Origin of the sequence: Streptomyces sp. NPDC059247, assembly GCF_042754005.1 — a bacterium.
In the GTDB taxonomy this organism is placed as follows: domain Bacteria; phylum Actinomycetota; class Actinomycetes; order Streptomycetales; family Streptomycetaceae; genus Streptomyces.
In genome coordinates this window covers 18,740-32,890 of sequence record NZ_JBHYZW010000025.1, presented here as the reverse complement: position 1 = coordinate 32,890, position 14,151 = coordinate 18,740, and the positions used below count along the sequence as shown (strand labels likewise).

Below are 14,151 nucleotides of genomic sequence, written 5' to 3'. Positions count from 1 at the left end.
GTACTGCGTATGCCATACGCGTTACTGTGTAAGGGTTACGCATTACTAGGATGGACGTCAAGCGAGCGAGGTGGCCGGGAGGCGGCGGGTTGTGAAGGACGGCGAGCGACGGACGAGCGGTGGCGGCGGTGAGGGCGGGGGCGACGGGCGCCTTGGTGCTGGTGGTGCCAGTGGTGCCAGTGGTGGGGCTGGTGGGGTCAGAGGTGTCGGTGGCTCCGGTGGCTCCGGTGGCGTCCGAGGCGACCGTGCTGCTGGTGCTGCTGGTGCTGCTGGTGGGGTCAGTGGTGGGGGGACCTTCCTGCCGCCGGTCATCGAGGCGGCCTGGGGGCTCCGGGAACGCCCTTCCAAGGGCCCCAAGCCCGGTCTGACCCTGGACCGGATCGTCGGCGCGGCCGTCTCCCTCGCCTCGACGGAGGGCATCGGCGCCGTCTCCATGGGCCGGATCGCCAAGGAGCTGGGCGTCTCGACGATGTCGCTCTACCGGTACGTCTCCGCCAAGAACGAGCTGTACGTGCTCATGCAGGAGGCCGCCACCGGCGCCCCGCCCGAGCTCGGCGCGCCCGGCGCGGACTGGCGCGCGGGCGTGGAGGCCTGGGCCTGGGCGATGCGCGAGGTCTACCACCGGAACCTCTGGATGCTGCGGCTCCCCGTCTCGGGGCCGCCCGCGACCCCGAACGTGGTCGCCTGGTGGGAGGCGGCGCTGGCCGCCCTGGAGAGCACCGGTCTCGACGAGGGCGCCAAGATCTCGGTGACCCTGCTGGTCGGGGGCTTCGTCCGGAACGACGCCGTGGTCATGGCCGACCTCGCGGACGCGGTCGCCGCGAGCGCCGGGGACCCCGAGGACGTCCTCGCCCGGTACAGCCGCACCCTGCGGCGGCTCACCGACCCCGAGCGGTATCCGCAGGTCGCCCGGATGCTGGACTCGGGGGTGATGGACGACTCCGACGAGCCGGAATTCGAGTTCCGCTTCGGTCTCGCCCGGATCCTCGACGGGGTCGCGGTGCTGGTGGAGGGCGGGGCCTCGTGACACCCTCGCGCCCGCCGTCGCCGTCCGGAGGCGAGCACTCCGAGGACCCGCTGCCTCCGTCACCGTCGCTGTCGCCGTCTGGAGACAAGGCCCCCAAGGCCCGGCCGTCCTCGTCCTCGTCCTTGTCGTCCTCCTCGTCCTCGTCCGGCCCGGAGGCCCCCGCGCCTCCCGGGCTGCGCGAGCGGAAGAAGGAGCGCACCCGGCGGGCCCTGTCGGAGGCGGCCGTCGCGCTCTTCCTGGAGCGGGGCTTCGACGCCGTGTCCGTCGCCGAGGTGGCCGCCGCCGCCGAGGTCTCGAAGCCGACCCTCTTCCGGTACTTCCCCGCCAAGGAGGACCTGGTCCTCCACCGGTTCGCCGACCACGAGGACGAGTCGGCCCGGGTGGTGGCCGCCGGGCTCCGGTCCGGTACGGCGCCGCTCGACGCGCTGTACGCGCACCTGATCGACGGGCTGGCCCGGCGCGACCCCGTCACCGGACTCTGCGACCACCCGGCGGTCCTGGCGTACCTCCGGCTGCTGTACGGCACCCCCGCCCTGGTCGCCCGCCTCCACGCGTACCGGACGAGGTGGGAGACGGCCCTCGCGGAGGCGCTCCTCGGGGGCGCGGCGGAGGTGGCGCCGGAAGGGACGCCGGAGGTGGTGTCGGAGGCGGTGGACACCGGGCGGCCGGAGGGTCCCGCCCGTGCCGACCGGCTCGGCGCACGGCTCGCCGCCGGGCAGATCGTGGCCGTTCTCCAGCTCCTGGCGGAGGAGAACACCGCCCGGATCGCGGCCGGGGAGACCGCCGACGCGATCGAGGCGGACGCGGTCGCCGCTGCGGGTCGTGCCTTCCGCGCGCTGCGGGAGGGGCTGCCGTACTGAGATCGCGGGAGGGGTCGCCGTACCGGGATCGCGGGAGGGCCGTCGCGGGGGAGCGTGGGAAGGGCGCCGTACGGAGAGCGTCGCCCGATTCCGTGAACAAGTAAAAAACGTAACCCAGTAAAGTTTCCTATTAGGCTGGGTGGAATGACGTCACTCGACCTCGATCTCGTCCGTGAACGCGCCCACCACGACGCCTGCCGTGCCGCCCTGGCCCGTATGACCGAGGACGTGGCCGGGCAGGTCGTCACCGGTGAGGACACCGCCGCCTCCGGGGCCGACGCCGAAGCCCTCGGCCGGCATCTGCGGAGCCGCGCCGAGGAGATGCGCGAGCAGCCGCCCGGCCCGCTGTTCTTCGGCCGCCTCGACCGCGAGGACGGCCAGGTCCACCACATCGGCCGCCGCCGGATCGCGGAGGACCCCGCCGCCCCGCCGCTCGTCGTCGACTGGCGCGCCCCCGTCTCCCGCGCCTACTACCAGGCGGGCGCCCACGACCCGCAGGGCGTCCTGCGGCGCCGCCGCTTCGGCTGGGCCCCGTACAGCGCGGGCGCCTCCGAGGACCTCACCGCGCTGGAGGACGAACAGCTCGCGGCGGGCGGGGCGGTCACCGTCAGCGCCCTGCTCGCCGGGGAGATCGAACGCCCCCGGGTGGGGCCCATGCGGGACATCGCCGCCACCATCCAGCCCGAGCAGGACGACCTCGTGCGCTCCGACCCGGCCGCCTCCCTGTGCGTGCAGGGCGCGCCCGGCACCGGCAAGACCGCCGTGGGCCTGCACCGGGCCGCGTACCTGCTCTACACGCATCCGCAGCGCGTCCGCCGCTCCGGGCTCCTCGTCCTCGGGCCGCACCGCGCGTTCCTCGCGTACATCTCCGAGGTGCTGCCCGCGCTCGGCGAGACCGGGGTCCGGCAGGCCACTCTCGCCGACGAGATCGCCCGCCACCCGGTCCGCGCCGAGGACGCCGAGGCCGCCGCCCGGACCAAGCACGACGTCCGGATGGCGGGGGTGCTGCGCCGCGCGCTGTACGGCAGGGTCGATCCGGCCCCCGCGGAGGACCTCGCCGTGCCGGACGGCTCGTACCACTGGCGGCTGCCCGCCGAGCTGCTCGCCGGGATCGTCAGCGGGGTACGGGCGGAGGCCCCGCCCTACGCGACGGGCCGGGAACGGGTCCGCGCCCGGGTCGTACGGGCCCTCCAACTGCGCGCCGAGCGCCGCTCCGGCCCCATGGGCGCGGCCTGGGCCCGCCGGATCGAACGGGCCCGCGCGGTCACCGCCCTCCTCGACGCGTGCTGGCCGAAGGCGGTCCCCGAAGAGGTTCTCGCGGGTTTCCTCGCGGATCCCCGCGACCCGGACCTGACGGAGACCGAGCGGGCCGCGCTCCGCTGGGAACGGCCGCCGCGCTCGTACCGTTCGGCGCGGTGGACCGCCGCCGACCTGGTCCTCCTCGACGAACTCGCGGGGCTGATCGAGCGGCCCGAGAGCTACGGCCACGTCGTCGTCGACGAGGCGCAGGACCTCTCGCCCATGGAGTGCCGGGCCGTCGCCCGCCGCACCGCGTTCGGTTCGCTCACCGTCCTCGGGGACCTGGCCCAGGGCACCACCCCGTGGGCCGCCCGTGACTGGCACGAACAGCTCGCCCACCTGGGCAAGGCCGGGGCGCCCGTGGTGCCGCTGACCCTCGGACACCGGGTGCCCTCGGCGATCGTGGACCTCGCCAACCGGCTCCTGCCGCACCTGGGCGCGGACGTTCCGGCGGGCCGGTCCGTCCGCCGGGACGGCGAGGTGACGGTCCGCCGGGCGACGGATCTGCGGACCGCGACCCGTGAGGCCGTGCGCGAGGCGCTCGCGGCGGAGGGCTCGGTGGGGGTGATCACCTCCGACGCGCTCCTCGGCCCGGTGGGGGAGGCGGTGCGGGCGGGCGGCCCCGGGCGGTCCGACCGCGTGACCGTACTGGCCGCCCGGGACGTCAAGGGGCTGGAGTTCGACCACGTCGTCGTGGTCGAACCGGCCGCCATCCTCACCGCCGAACCCCGGGGCGCGAACCGGCTCTACGTCGTCCTCACCCGCGCGGTGTCCCGCCTGACGCTGGTGCACCGGGAGGAACTGCCGGAGTGGCTGGGGGGGGAGGGAGGGCGGTAGATAGCGGCGGGATCTGATCGGCGGGGAGTGTGTGGGTAGGGGCGGTATCTGATGGGGTGAGGGATGGGTACTGGCGGTATCTGATCGAGGGGTCGTAGGTACCGGCGGTATCCGTATCCCGCGCCTCAGCCGCCCCGGCGGCGCCCCGCCCTCACGGGGCCTTTGCCGCGAGGGTCTCCCGGCGGGCGTCCTCCCGTGCGCCGGTCGGGCGGCGGAGGACGGTGAAGGCGAGGGCGAGGGCGAGCAGGAGGAGTGCGGCGCCGACGCCGAAGGCGAGGTGGTAGCCGCCGGTCAGGGCCTCGGCGGGGGAGCGGCCCGCCTCGGTGAGGGACGCGGTGCGGCCCGCGGCCAGGGTGGAGAGGACGGCGACGCCGAGGGCCATGCCGATCTGCTGGGTGGTGTTGAAGAGTCCGGAGGCCAGGCCCGCGTCGGCGTCCTCGGCGCCGGACATGGCGAGCCCGGTGAGGGCGGGGAGCGCGAGACCGAACCCGGCGGCGAGCAGCATCACGGGGAGGAGGTCCGTCACGTACGAGGCGTGGACGGGGACGCGGACCAGCAGGCCGAGGACCCCGACGAGCATCAGGAGGCCGGTGAGCAGCACGTTCCGTTCGCCGAAGCGGGTGATGAGCCGGGCGGAGGCGCCGAGCGAGACGGCGCCGATGACCACGGCGGCGGGCAGCATCGCCAGACCGGTGCCGGTGGCTCCGTAACCGAGGACCTTCTGCAGATAGAGGCCGACGAGGACCTGGAAGGAGAAGAGCGCGGCGACCATCAGCATCTGGACGGCGTTGGCACCGGCGACGCTGCGGGAGCGCAGGACGCGCAGCGGCATGAGCGGGTGCGGGGTCCGTGCCTGACGGACCAGGAAACCGGCGAGGAGGGCGAGCGCGAGGGCGCCGAGACCGAGGGTGTGCGCCGAACCGGCCCCGTACTCCTCGATCTTGACGACCGCGTAGATCCCGGTCATGAGCCCGGCGGTGACGAGCAGCGCGCCGAGGACGTCGGCTCCGGCGCGGAGTCCGAGACCCCGGTCGGCGGGGAGGGCGCGCAGGGCGACCAGGAGGGTGGCGACGCCGATGGGCAGGTTGATCAGGAAGATCCAGTTCCAGGTGAGGGCGTCGGTGAGGACACCGCCGAGGACCTGGCCGAGGGAGGCGCCCGCGGCTCCGGTGAAGCTGAACACGGCGATGGCTCGGGCGCGTGCGCGGGGCGCGGTGAAGAGCGTGACGAGGATGCCGAGGCCGACGGCGGAGGACAGCGCGCTGCCGACGCCCTGGAGGAAACGGGCGGCGACGAGGACGCCGGGGGAGGTGGCGGCCCCGGCGAGGAGGGAGGCGCCGGTGAAGAGCGCGGTGCCGATGAGGAACAGGCGCTTGCGCCCGACGAGATCGCCGAGGCGCCCGGAGAGGAGGAGGAGCGAGCCGAAGGCGATGAGGTAGGCGTTGACGATCCAGCTGAGACCGGCGGGGGTGAAGCCGAGGTCGCTCTGGATGGCGGGCATGGCCACGGTGACGATGCTGCCGTCCAGGACGGTCATGAGCATCCCGGTGGCGAGGACGCCGAGGGCGGTCCTGTGGGAGGGGGAGGGCGCGGGGGCGGGCGTGGGCATGGGGGTCACTCCTGTTCGGGGGAGCCAACAGGAGTGACGCTAGCAGAAGGTTTTGTTGCAGACTATTTTTTACGGGATCAATCTCGAGGTGTGAGGGGAGACGGGGTCGTACGGGTGGGGTTCGGGGCCCGGACGGACCTTCCGGGCCCTGTGGGCGGGTCGTCGGGGAAGGCCCGGAAGGGGGCGGTCTAGCCGCGCTGGCGCGCCCGGCGGGCCGGGACAGGGCTCTCGACGGGACTCGCCAGATGCCCGGTGACCAGCCGGTTCATGGCCCGCAGCAGAACCGTGCGCTCATCGTCGGGGAGGGCGCCGAGGGCCTCCTCGTGGACGCCGTCGACGATCTTCTGGCTCTTGTGGGCGACCTTCGCGCCCGCCTCCGTCACGGCGATGATCCGGGCCCGCCGGTCCGTGCTCGACGGCCGCCGCTCGGCGAGCCCGGCCTTCTCCAGGGCGTCCACGGTGACGACCATGGTGGTCTTGTCCATGTCCCCGAGCTCCGCGAGCTGCGCCTGCGTCCGCTCCTCCGCCAGGGCGTGCACGAGGACGCAGTGCATCCGCGCGGTCAGCCCGATCGTCCCGAGCGCCGCCGCCATCCGCGTCCGCAGGACATGACTGGTGTGGTCGAGAAGGTAGGAGAGATCGGGCTCGGTGCGAGCGGGCGCCATGGCAGTCATGCGTTCCAGTCTGCCAGCACCGGCCCCGATCGATCCGTCGCGGATCGTCGGCAAGCGGAGGGCCGGGCCCTGCCCATAGGGGCGGGGGCCCTTGAGGGGCAGGTCCCATGGGGAGACGTTTTCCCGCGGGCGGGGGCGTCCCTTACGGGGCGGGACGGGCGACCGCTGGGTCAGGACGGGAGACCGCTGGGCCAGGATGGGCCGATGCCCCCGACTCCCCTGATGCCCCCGACTTCCCCGGCACCCCCGACTTCCCCAACTCCCCCGGCTCCCCTGCTCTTCCTGGACGTGGACGGCCCGCTGATCCCCTTCGGGGAGAGGGGCAGTGCGCCTCATCCGACGTACTCGCCCGCGCCGCCCGCCTCGGTGAGCCCTCTCCTCGCCCGGCTCGATCCCGCTCAGGGGCCGAGGCTCGCGGCGCTCCCGTACGAGCTGGTGTGGGCGACGACCTGGGAGGACGACGCGAACGCCTGGGTGGCGCCCCGGCTCGGGCTGCCGCCGCTGCCCGTCGTCCGGTGGCCGGACGACGGCCCGGGTCCTGGCGGGGGTGTGCACTGGAAAACGCCGGTGCTGGTGGTGTGGGCGGCGGGGCGGCCGTTCGCCTGGGCCGACGACGAGATCGGCGTGACGGACCGGGCGTGGGTAGCCGACCACCACCCGGGACCCGCCCTGCTCCACCGGGTGGACCCCGGACAGGGGCTCACCCGTGCGGACTTCGCGGCGCTCGCGGACTGGCCGGGCGGCCGGGCGGGGTCCGTCAGGAGCTGCGGGGCTGGGTGAAGCGGAGCATGTTGCCCGCCGGGTCGCGGAACGCGCAGTCGCGGACGCCGTACGGCTGGTCGACCGGCTCCTGGAGGACTTCGCCGCCCGCCGCGCGGACCCGTTCGAAGGTGGCGTCGACGTCCTCGGTGGAGAAGATCACGCCCCGGAGCATCCCCTTGGCGAGCAGCTCGGCCATGGCCTGCCGGTCGGCGGGAGAGGCGTTGGGGTCGGCGAGCGGCGGTTCGAGGACGATCTCCACGTCCGGCTGCTCGGGCGACCCGACGGTCACCCAGCGCATCCCCTCGAAACCGACGTCGTTGCGCACCTCCAGACCGAGGGCGTCGCGGTAGAAGGCAAGGGCCTTGTCGTGGTCGTCGACGGCGATGAAACACTGCGAGAGCTTGATGTCCATGGGGTCGAAGCTACGGGGGCCCGGAGGATTTCGCTTCTCCGATCCTGACCGGATGCGCGGGGCCGTCACCGGTTACGCGCGGGGCCCGTCACCGGTTCCGTACGGGACGGGTGTGGATCTTGGCGACGCACGCGGGAACCGTCGCCCCGTCGTCGTGCGGGCGCGCCCGGTAGGCGGACGGCGACTCGCCCACCAGCTCGGTGAAACGGGAGCTGAACGAGCCGAGCGAGGTGCACCCGACGGCGAAACAGACCTCCGTCACGCTCAGGTCGCCCCGCCGGAGCAGCGCCTTCGCCCGCTCGACCCGCCGGGTCATCAGATAGGCGTACGGCGTCTCGCCGTAGGCGGCGCGGAAGCTGCGGGCGAAGTGCCCGGTCGACATCAGGGCGACGGCGGCGAGCGCGGGCACGTCGAGCGGCAGCGCGTAGTCCCGGTCCATCGTGTCCCGGGCCCGCCGCAGCCGTACGAGATCCTCCAGCGTCACGCCCCCAGGATGGCACGGGGGTACGACACGGGCACGGCGCCGCCGGACACGTACGGCGAAGGACGGACATGTACGGCGAAGGCCGGGGGCGTACGCCTGCCTCGGGCCGGTGCTTCCGGACCAGGCGGGTCCCCGGGCCGTACGAGAGGCCACCGTACGGGGGCCACCGTCCGAGGGGGCATCGCCCGAGGGGTCAACCGTGCGCGGTGCCGACCCCGGGGAACCCCGTACGGGCTCGGTCTCCGTCCACCTACGGGACCTGTCCGCGCCCGTGTCCCGGCAGGCGTACGCGGGCGGGTTCACCTGGGGGTCCGGCTTCCGGTCACCTAGGGGACGACCCTGGTCAGCCGCACGCGGTGAGCAGTTCCCCGACGGCGATGCGGACGTCCTCGTCCTGGACGAAGCCCCGCCAGGTGCCGCTGGAGCCCAGGCGCCGGTCGTCGGCGGGCACGTCCCGCAGCAGGTGCGCGGCGGGCCGGGCAGCCCGCCCGAGCCCGGTCAGGTGGCGCAGCGCGGGGAGCATGACCGGCCGGTGGGTGCCCTCGGCCAGGTCCCGTACGGCCTCCGTCAGGACGGGCGCGGCCGTACCGGCGTCGCCGGTCGCGGCCCACAGGGCGTGCGCCGCCTCGACCCGGGTCCAGACGTCCGTGTCGGTCGTCAGCGTCCTGAACCGGTCGGCGTGGGGAGCGGCGTGCGGACCGAGGTCGGCGAGCCTGCGCAGGGAGGGATGGCGGACCGGGCCCGCGAGCACCTCCCGCCCGAACGCCTCCAGGGCCGGGCCGGGGTCGCCGCCGACGCGCCAGTACGCCCATGCCGCGAGCAGCGCGTCCGGCCCGGTCCCGTGCGACCTCGCCAGCAGCGGCTCCCGGGCCGCGCCGCCCGCCGGGCCGATCCCCGCCAGGGCCTCCGCCGCCGCGGTCCAGGTCCGGTCGTCCGCCAGCAGGCCGACGAGCCGGGGAACCGCCGGCTGCGCCAGGGAGCCCCAGCCCGCGAGGACCTCGCAGAGCCGCTGGACCGTGCGGTCGTCGGCGGAGGGGGAGGCGGAGGTAGAGGTGGAGGTGGAGGCGCGGGTGGGCGCCCCGAGCCGTTCGACGAGCGGCGGCAGGAGGGGCCCGGCGTGGTCGGGGAGACGGACCAGGACCTCGTGGAGCGCGGGGAGGACGACGTGGTGCGGGCCGCCGGAGGGGTAGAAGGCGGAGGCCGACGCGAAACCGGAGCGCGCGCCGGAGCCGAGCAGTTCGGTCAGGCCCGGCAGGCAGCGGGGGTCGTTCATCCGGGCCAGGGCCCAGAGCGCGGCCTCGTGGACCGTCTGTCCCACCCGGGTGGGACGGACGGCGGTGTCGCCGAGGAGCGAGGCGACCTCGTCGGCGTGGGCGGCCCCGGCCGGGCCGAGACAGGCCAGCAGTTCGGCGGCCCGGAAGCGGGCCTCGGTGGCGGGGTCGTCCAGCCGGGCCACGACCCGCGGCAGCAGCGCGGCGGCCGGTGAACGCCACCGGGCCAGCAGCCCGCCCGTCTGGGCCAGGGCGCCGATCCGCTGCTCGTCGTCGGGGTGGTCCGCCAGCAGGCCGAGCGCGAACGCGGGATCGGGGCCGGTCATCAGCCCGGCGGTCCAGTGGTGGACACCCCGCACCCCGCTCCGCGTCGAGCCGGCGTGGCGCCACAGCTCGACGGACGGGTCCCGGACCGCCTCCAGTACGAGGCCGAGCCGTCGTCCGGGCAGATCCGGGTCGTCGGGGGCGAGCGCGTGCACCGCCGCCAGCCGGGTCTGGGGCCGGGGGTCGTCGAGCAGGTCCCGGAGCAGGGCGCGGGTCTCGTCGCCGTACCGGCCGACCGGCTCGCGCCGGACCGCCGGACCGAGGGAGAGGACCAGGTCGAGCCGGGCCGCCGGGTCGTCCTCCGCCGCCCAGCGGCGCAGCAGGCCGGGCAGGACGGAGGCGCCGGGGCTCCCGCAGCCGCCGAGCACGTCGACGGCGGCCCGGCGGACCTCCGGCTCGGGGTCGTCGAGCAGGTCCAGCAGCGCGGGCAGGGCCGCCGCCCACGCCGGTTCCCAGGCGGGGTCGAGGAACCGTTCCCGTTCCCGTTCCCGTTCCCGGACCAGCCCGGCCTCGGAGGCCAGCCGCCCGACCAGCTCCAGCAGGTGAGGGCGGTCCCACACCTCCGGCACCGACGCCAGCCGCAGCACGAACGGCAGCGCGGCCGAGGCGGCGGAACAGATCCAGCCGCCTTGGTGGAACAGATGGTTGTACAGGTCCGACGAGGCGGCGCGCGCGTCGTCACGGTCCGGCCCCGCACAGCGGCGGAGCAGCTCCGGTATGTCCTTCGCGGAGCCGTAGTTGTGCCGCAGCCCGGCCCAGTCGACGGCGTCGAGTCCCTCCCACATGGGCGCGACTGTACTGGCGCGGGAGCCTTCCCTGCGGGGGCCGGGGCCGGGGCCGGGGCCGGGGCGGGGGCCGGGCCGGGCTGGGCTGGGCCGGTCGGGGAGACCCGTACGGGCTGACCCGGCACGGGGCGGGGCGACGCTCTACGGGCTGCCCCTGCACGGGCCGACCCCGTACGGGCCGACCCTGTCAGGGCTGATCCGTACGGGGTCGATCAGGGCCGGACCCCTACGGGCCGACCTGCCCCGGACCCGTACGGAGCCGACCCGGCCCGACCCGGCCCATCCGTACCGCTGGCGCGCGGCCCGTCCCCGTCGTGGGTGCGGGCCGCCGGGGGCCGGTCGTCGGCGCCGCCGGGTCGTCAGCGCTGCTGGAAGGACCACTCCTGCTTCCAGCCGCCCTCGCAGGTCCACACGCCGAGCTGCTTGTGGTCGGAGTCGTGGGTGAGGCAGTCGTCGGCGGAGATCCGGATCTGGTACTTGCCGCCGCCGAGGCTGACGAACTGCCACTTCTGGTTGGAGGTGTCACCCCACGCCTGCTGCTCGGCGACATAGGTGTCGGGGTTCATGGTGAGGTTGTAGCCGAGGTCGTTGACGATCCGGTAGCGGCCCCCGCCCAGGGACTTGACCGTCCAGGTGGACCCCTTGTACCCGAGGATGCCGCCCAGGATCGGCGCGCCCCAGCTCGCGGTCTCGTGGGGCGAGGTCGCGCCCAGGCCGTTGGCGAGCTTCAGGAACAGCGGCCGGTCGGTCGGGACGGAGGGGCCGGAACCGCCGCCGCCCGTAGGGGGGTTCGTCGGGGTCGTCGGGTCGGTCGGCGTGATCACGCCGCCGGAGGAGGACTCCAGCTCCCACTCCTGCTTCCAGCCGCGCTCGCAGGTCCACACGCCGAGCTGCTTGAAGTCGGAGCTGTGGGCGAGGCAGTCGTCGGCGGAGATCCGGATCTGGTACTTGCCGCCGCCGAGCGCGTAGAGCTCCCACTTCTGCTTGGAGGAGCCGCTCCACGGCTGGAGCTCGGCCATGTAGCTGCTGGTGTTCTCGGTGAGGTCGAGGCCGTAGGAGCTGGTGATCCGGTAGCGGCCACCGCCCACGGAGGCGATCTTCCACTTGGACTCGTTGCCGCCCCGGATGCCGGGGACGACCGACGCTCCGGCGGCGCCGTTGACCGGGAGGGCGCCCAGTCCGTTGGACAGCTTCAGGAACGCCCAGGTGCCGTCGCCGCCGCCGGGTGCGGTCGGGTCCGTGGTCGGCGGGGTGCCGCCCCAGGCCCAGTTCTGGTTGGGGGCGTCCCTGCTGGTCTCGGAGCCGCAGGACCAGGCGGCGACCGTGCCGCCGTTGCCGGTCTGGGCGTTCACGTTGTCGACGCAGACGTCCTTGGAGCGGTCGTCGAGCTCGGTGAAGTGCCGGAAGCCGCCGCTGGGCGACATGTGCCAGCGCTGGCCGGGGATCTCCAGACAGTCCCAGACCTGGAGCTTGGTCCCGTTGGCGGTCTTGTTGCCCGCCAGGTCGAGGCACTTGCCGTTGGCCGCGCGGAGCTTGTAGCCGTTGTAGGTCCACTTCTGCGCGTCGCCGCCGTTGCACTCCCACATCTGTACGGGGGTGCCGTTCGCGGTGCCGTTGCCGCTGACGTCCAGACAGGCGTGGTAGCCGGGCCTGCTGGAGTCGGGGGTCAGGCTGCCGGTCCTGCCCGCGTAGCCGGACCGCGCGGGGAAGTGCAGGGTGCGGACGTCGCCGTCGCACTTGTAGGGCCGGGCGGTGCCCGACCGGCAGGTCCACGGCTCCTTCTTGACGGTGTCGCTGTCGTGGCCGACGAACGCCCAGTTCATGTACCCGCCGTCGCCCCGGTTGCGGAACGTCGAGTCGCCCTGGAAGACCCAGATCCGGAAGGTGTCGTAGCCGGAGGGCTCCTTCTTGTCCTTGTCCATGAAGTGGTTGAGCTTGTACGTGGTGTCGAGCAGCACCCCCTTCATGTCGGCCTTGTGCTCGTTCCTGAACCACTCGGTCTCGTACAGGTCGGTACCGACGGTCTTGAACACCAGGACGTTGAACCCGGGGAACTTCTCGCTGAGCTTCGCCGCCGTGTTCTTGGTGAACTCGGCGTTGTCCAGCTTGTTGTTGTTGGCGGCGCCGCGCATGAGCTTGATGACGTCGAAGGCGGAGGTGATCAACGAGGTCATGCAGTTGCCGCCGCCGGGCACGGCCGGGGTGCCGCAGGTCTTGTCCACGGGGAAGCCGGGCGCCGGTGCCGCCTGGGCGGGCGCGGCCAGACCGCCGACCACGGCGACGGCCGCGATCCCGCAGGCCAGAGCACGTTTGAGGCGGGACAGGGGTTTCATGTCAGGGGCATCCTTTTCTCAAGAGAGCTGGATGCTAGGTCGGTGGATCAGGCGTTCCCGGGCCCGTTGACGCCATCCGTACGACCCCTGACGCCATCCGTACGGGCAAACCCCTCCGGGACTTCCCGGAGGGGGCGCGACGGGTACTCAGGAGACAGGGTCCTCCCCGTCGAGGAAGTGCCGGAGGCCGGACGCGAGGGAGGCCATGGCCCCGCCTGGCCGACAAGGACAGCGGGCAGTACGGCCCACAGGTCTCCGGGACCGAGCCCTAGGACGGGCAGGTCGCCTCGGAGACCGCCTTCACCAGGCCCAGTGCCAAGGCATCCATGTGCTCTCGGAGGTAGCCCACCTCGATCTGGAACGGCTCTTGTGCGAAGTAGGCCGAGTTGACCAGGTAGAGGGTGGCGACGGCGGTGAGGGCCGCGTGGATCGCGTGCAGTTCCTCCTCGCTCAACTCCATTCCGTCCGCCTCCGGATCACCGGGGCCGGTCGGGATCCGGACGGCCAGCTCCCGCAACTGCTCCTTGCCCAAGCCCGCCTGCAGCTTCGTCGCGGTGTCCGTGAAGGAACTGCGGGCGAGAGTGTCCAGGGCCGAGTGGACCGCGAGCCCCTGCGCGGGGGTGAACACGACGCGGTATCCACCGGTCGGCAGGGCGGCAAGATTGACGGTTTTCCTCATCGGTCGCCCGGCGGTGGGGGGTAGCGCTTCTCGTCCATGAAGTCCGCCTCAGGGAAGTGGTAGGCGTGGATCCGGTGCGGCTCGATAATGACGAGGACGCCCTTGGACTGATCGTAGGCGGCCTTGGTCGTCACGCTGTATCGCTTGTCGTAGTGGGTGGCGCGGTCGCGCCGGCTGCCCAGGTACTTGGCGAGCTTGTCGATGTCGCGTTCGGGCACGCCACCGCGTCCTTGCCGGTCGGCAAGCTGTCGGCGTCCGGGCGGCAGAACGCGCTGGCCGCCGCTTCGAAGGAGTACGGGGCCGTGCGCCGTACGATCTACGCCGCCCGCTACCTCTCCGACCCCGCCTACCGGCGGAAGATCTCCCGACAGCTGAACAAGGGCGAGTCGCCGCACGCGCTCAAGCGCGACCCGCTCTACGCCCACGAGGGTGCCGTCCGGGCCCGGCACCTGGAACAGCAGGCCGAACGGGCCTGGTGCCTCACGCTGGTGACGAACGCCGTGGTCGCCTGGACCACCGAGTACTACGGGCTGGCCGTGGAATCGATGCGGCGTGCCGGCGCCTACGACTGGTCCGGGCGGCGTTCGGTTTCCGCGAGTGCACGCGGGAGGACCAGGTCCAGCTCGCGCAGTGGTCGGCGGCCGAGCTGCGCGATCTCCCCGCACGCTGCCCTTGATGCCTCCAGCGTAGCGTTCGCCTTCATTTCATTGCAACGTTGAGGGTGTGTTCGTTGCGTTAAAGTCAAAACCATTGCAACAATATTAGGTCTCTGACCTGCAGAGATGTAGACCTTTC

General features: G+C 73.4%; 13 protein-coding genes. 5 read left to right on the top strand and 8 right to left on the bottom strand.

Annotated features, from left to right (window positions below; translation table 11 throughout):
- The first annotated feature begins 298 nt into the window (after positions 1-298).
- From ACFXGN_RS29135 to ACFXGN_RS29125, 3 genes are all read left to right on the top strand, one after another.
- Positions 299-1,027 carry a TetR/AcrR family transcriptional regulator gene (locus tag ACFXGN_RS29135; protein WP_384864934.1) on the top strand — a complete coding sequence of 243 codons (729 nt, stop codon included), beginning with the start codon at positions 299-301 and terminating at the stop codon, positions 1,025-1,027.
- Between the two features lie 122 nt (positions 1,028-1,149).
- The gene (locus ACFXGN_RS29130) at positions 1,150-1,887 is read left to right on the top strand and encodes a TetR family transcriptional regulator (RefSeq protein ID WP_384864846.1); all 738 of its coding nucleotides are present in this window, start codon (positions 1,150-1,152) and stop codon (positions 1,885-1,887) included.
- 144 nt (positions 1,888-2,031) lie between these two features.
- Positions 2,032-4,023, top strand: a complete 1,992-nt coding sequence (locus tag ACFXGN_RS29125) for a HelD family protein (RefSeq protein WP_384864844.1) — start codon at positions 2,032-2,034, stop codon at positions 4,021-4,023.
- A gap of 151 nt (positions 4,024-4,174) precedes the next feature.
- On the opposite strand, the gene ACFXGN_RS29120 is transcribed toward ACFXGN_RS29125, so the two are convergent.
- Together ACFXGN_RS29120 and ACFXGN_RS29115 are read right to left on the bottom strand one after the other, a co-directional pair.
- Positions 4,175-5,632 (bottom strand): MFS transporter, encoded by a 1,458-nt coding sequence (locus ACFXGN_RS29120; protein WP_384864842.1) that lies wholly within the window; start codon positions 5,630-5,632, stop codon positions 4,175-4,177.
- A gap of 188 nt (positions 5,633-5,820) precedes the next feature.
- A complete protein-coding gene (locus ACFXGN_RS29115; RefSeq protein WP_384864840.1) occupies positions 5,821-6,306 on the bottom strand; it encodes a MarR family winged helix-turn-helix transcriptional regulator in 486 nt (161 codons plus the stop codon).
- A 222-nt stretch (positions 6,307-6,528) separates the two neighbouring features.
- Between ACFXGN_RS29115 and ACFXGN_RS29110 the strand changes: the two genes are divergently transcribed.
- On the top strand, positions 6,529-7,086 hold the full coding sequence (locus tag ACFXGN_RS29110; protein WP_384864839.1) for a hypothetical protein: 558 nt from the start codon (positions 6,529-6,531) through the stop codon (positions 7,084-7,086).
- Here ACFXGN_RS29110 and ACFXGN_RS29105 read toward each other — a convergent pair.
- The 6 genes from ACFXGN_RS29105 to ACFXGN_RS29080 all read right to left on the bottom strand — a co-directional run bounded on the left by ACFXGN_RS29105 (position 7,064) and on the right by ACFXGN_RS29080 (position 13,574).
- Positions 7,064-7,480 (bottom strand): VOC family protein, encoded by a 417-nt coding sequence (locus ACFXGN_RS29105; RefSeq protein ID WP_384864837.1) that lies wholly within the window; start codon positions 7,478-7,480, stop codon positions 7,064-7,066. The genes ACFXGN_RS29110 and ACFXGN_RS29105 overlap by 23 nt on opposite strands.
- An 88-nt stretch (positions 7,481-7,568) precedes the next feature.
- Positions 7,569-7,964, bottom strand: a complete 396-nt coding sequence (locus ACFXGN_RS29100) for a helix-turn-helix transcriptional regulator (RefSeq protein WP_384864835.1) — start codon at positions 7,962-7,964, stop codon at positions 7,569-7,571.
- 343 nt (positions 7,965-8,307) lie between these two features.
- The gene (locus ACFXGN_RS29095) at positions 8,308-10,344 is read right to left on the bottom strand and encodes a HEAT repeat domain-containing protein (protein WP_384864833.1); all 2,037 of its coding nucleotides are present in this window, start codon (positions 10,342-10,344) and stop codon (positions 8,308-8,310) included.
- Between the two features lie 359 nt (positions 10,345-10,703).
- Complete coding sequence (locus ACFXGN_RS29090) at positions 10,704-12,677, bottom strand: ricin-type beta-trefoil lectin domain protein (RefSeq protein ID WP_384864831.1); 1,974 nt, start codon at positions 12,675-12,677, stop codon at positions 10,704-10,706.
- 268 nt (positions 12,678-12,945) lie between these two features.
- Positions 12,946-13,305 carry a hypothetical protein gene (locus ACFXGN_RS29085; RefSeq protein ID WP_384864829.1) on the bottom strand — a complete coding sequence of 120 codons (360 nt, stop codon included), beginning with the start codon at positions 13,303-13,305 and terminating at the stop codon, positions 12,946-12,948.
- Between the two features lie 47 nt (positions 13,306-13,352).
- Positions 13,353-13,574: a hypothetical protein gene (locus ACFXGN_RS29080; RefSeq protein WP_384864936.1), complete on the bottom strand. Its 222-nt coding sequence runs from the start codon at positions 13,572-13,574 to the stop codon at positions 13,353-13,355.
- On the opposite strand from ACFXGN_RS29080, the gene ACFXGN_RS29075 reads away from it, so the two are divergent.
- Positions 13,509-14,075, top strand: a complete 567-nt coding sequence (locus ACFXGN_RS29075) for a Tn3 family transposase (RefSeq protein ID WP_384864933.1) — start codon at positions 13,509-13,511, stop codon at positions 14,073-14,075. The genes ACFXGN_RS29080 and ACFXGN_RS29075 overlap by 66 nt on opposite strands.
- The last annotated feature ends 76 nt before the right edge of the window (positions 14,076-14,151 follow it).

Coding starts and splice junctions, on each gene's coding strand:
- ACFXGN_RS29125 (WP_384864844.1), top strand. CDS start 2,032: ATGACGTCACTCGACCTCGATCTCGTCCGTGAACGCGCCCACCACGAC.
- ACFXGN_RS29120 (WP_384864842.1), bottom strand. CDS start 5,632: ATGCCCACGCCCGCCCCCGCGCCCTCCCCCTCCCACAGGACCGCCCTC.
- ACFXGN_RS29115 (WP_384864840.1), bottom strand. CDS start 6,306: ATGACTGCCATGGCGCCCGCTCGCACCGAGCCCGATCTCTCCTACCTT.
- ACFXGN_RS29110 (WP_384864839.1), top strand. CDS start 6,529: ATGCCCCCGACTTCCCCGGCACCCCCGACTTCCCCAACTCCCCCGGCT.
- ACFXGN_RS29105 (WP_384864837.1), bottom strand. CDS start 7,480: ATGGACATCAAGCTCTCGCAGTGTTTCATCGCCGTCGACGACCACGAC.
- ACFXGN_RS29095 (WP_384864833.1), bottom strand. CDS start 10,344: ATGTGGGAGGGACTCGACGCCGTCGACTGGGCCGGGCTGCGGCACAAC.
- ACFXGN_RS29090 (WP_384864831.1), bottom strand. CDS start 12,677: ATGAAACCCCTGTCCCGCCTCAAACGTGCTCTGGCCTGCGGGATCGCG.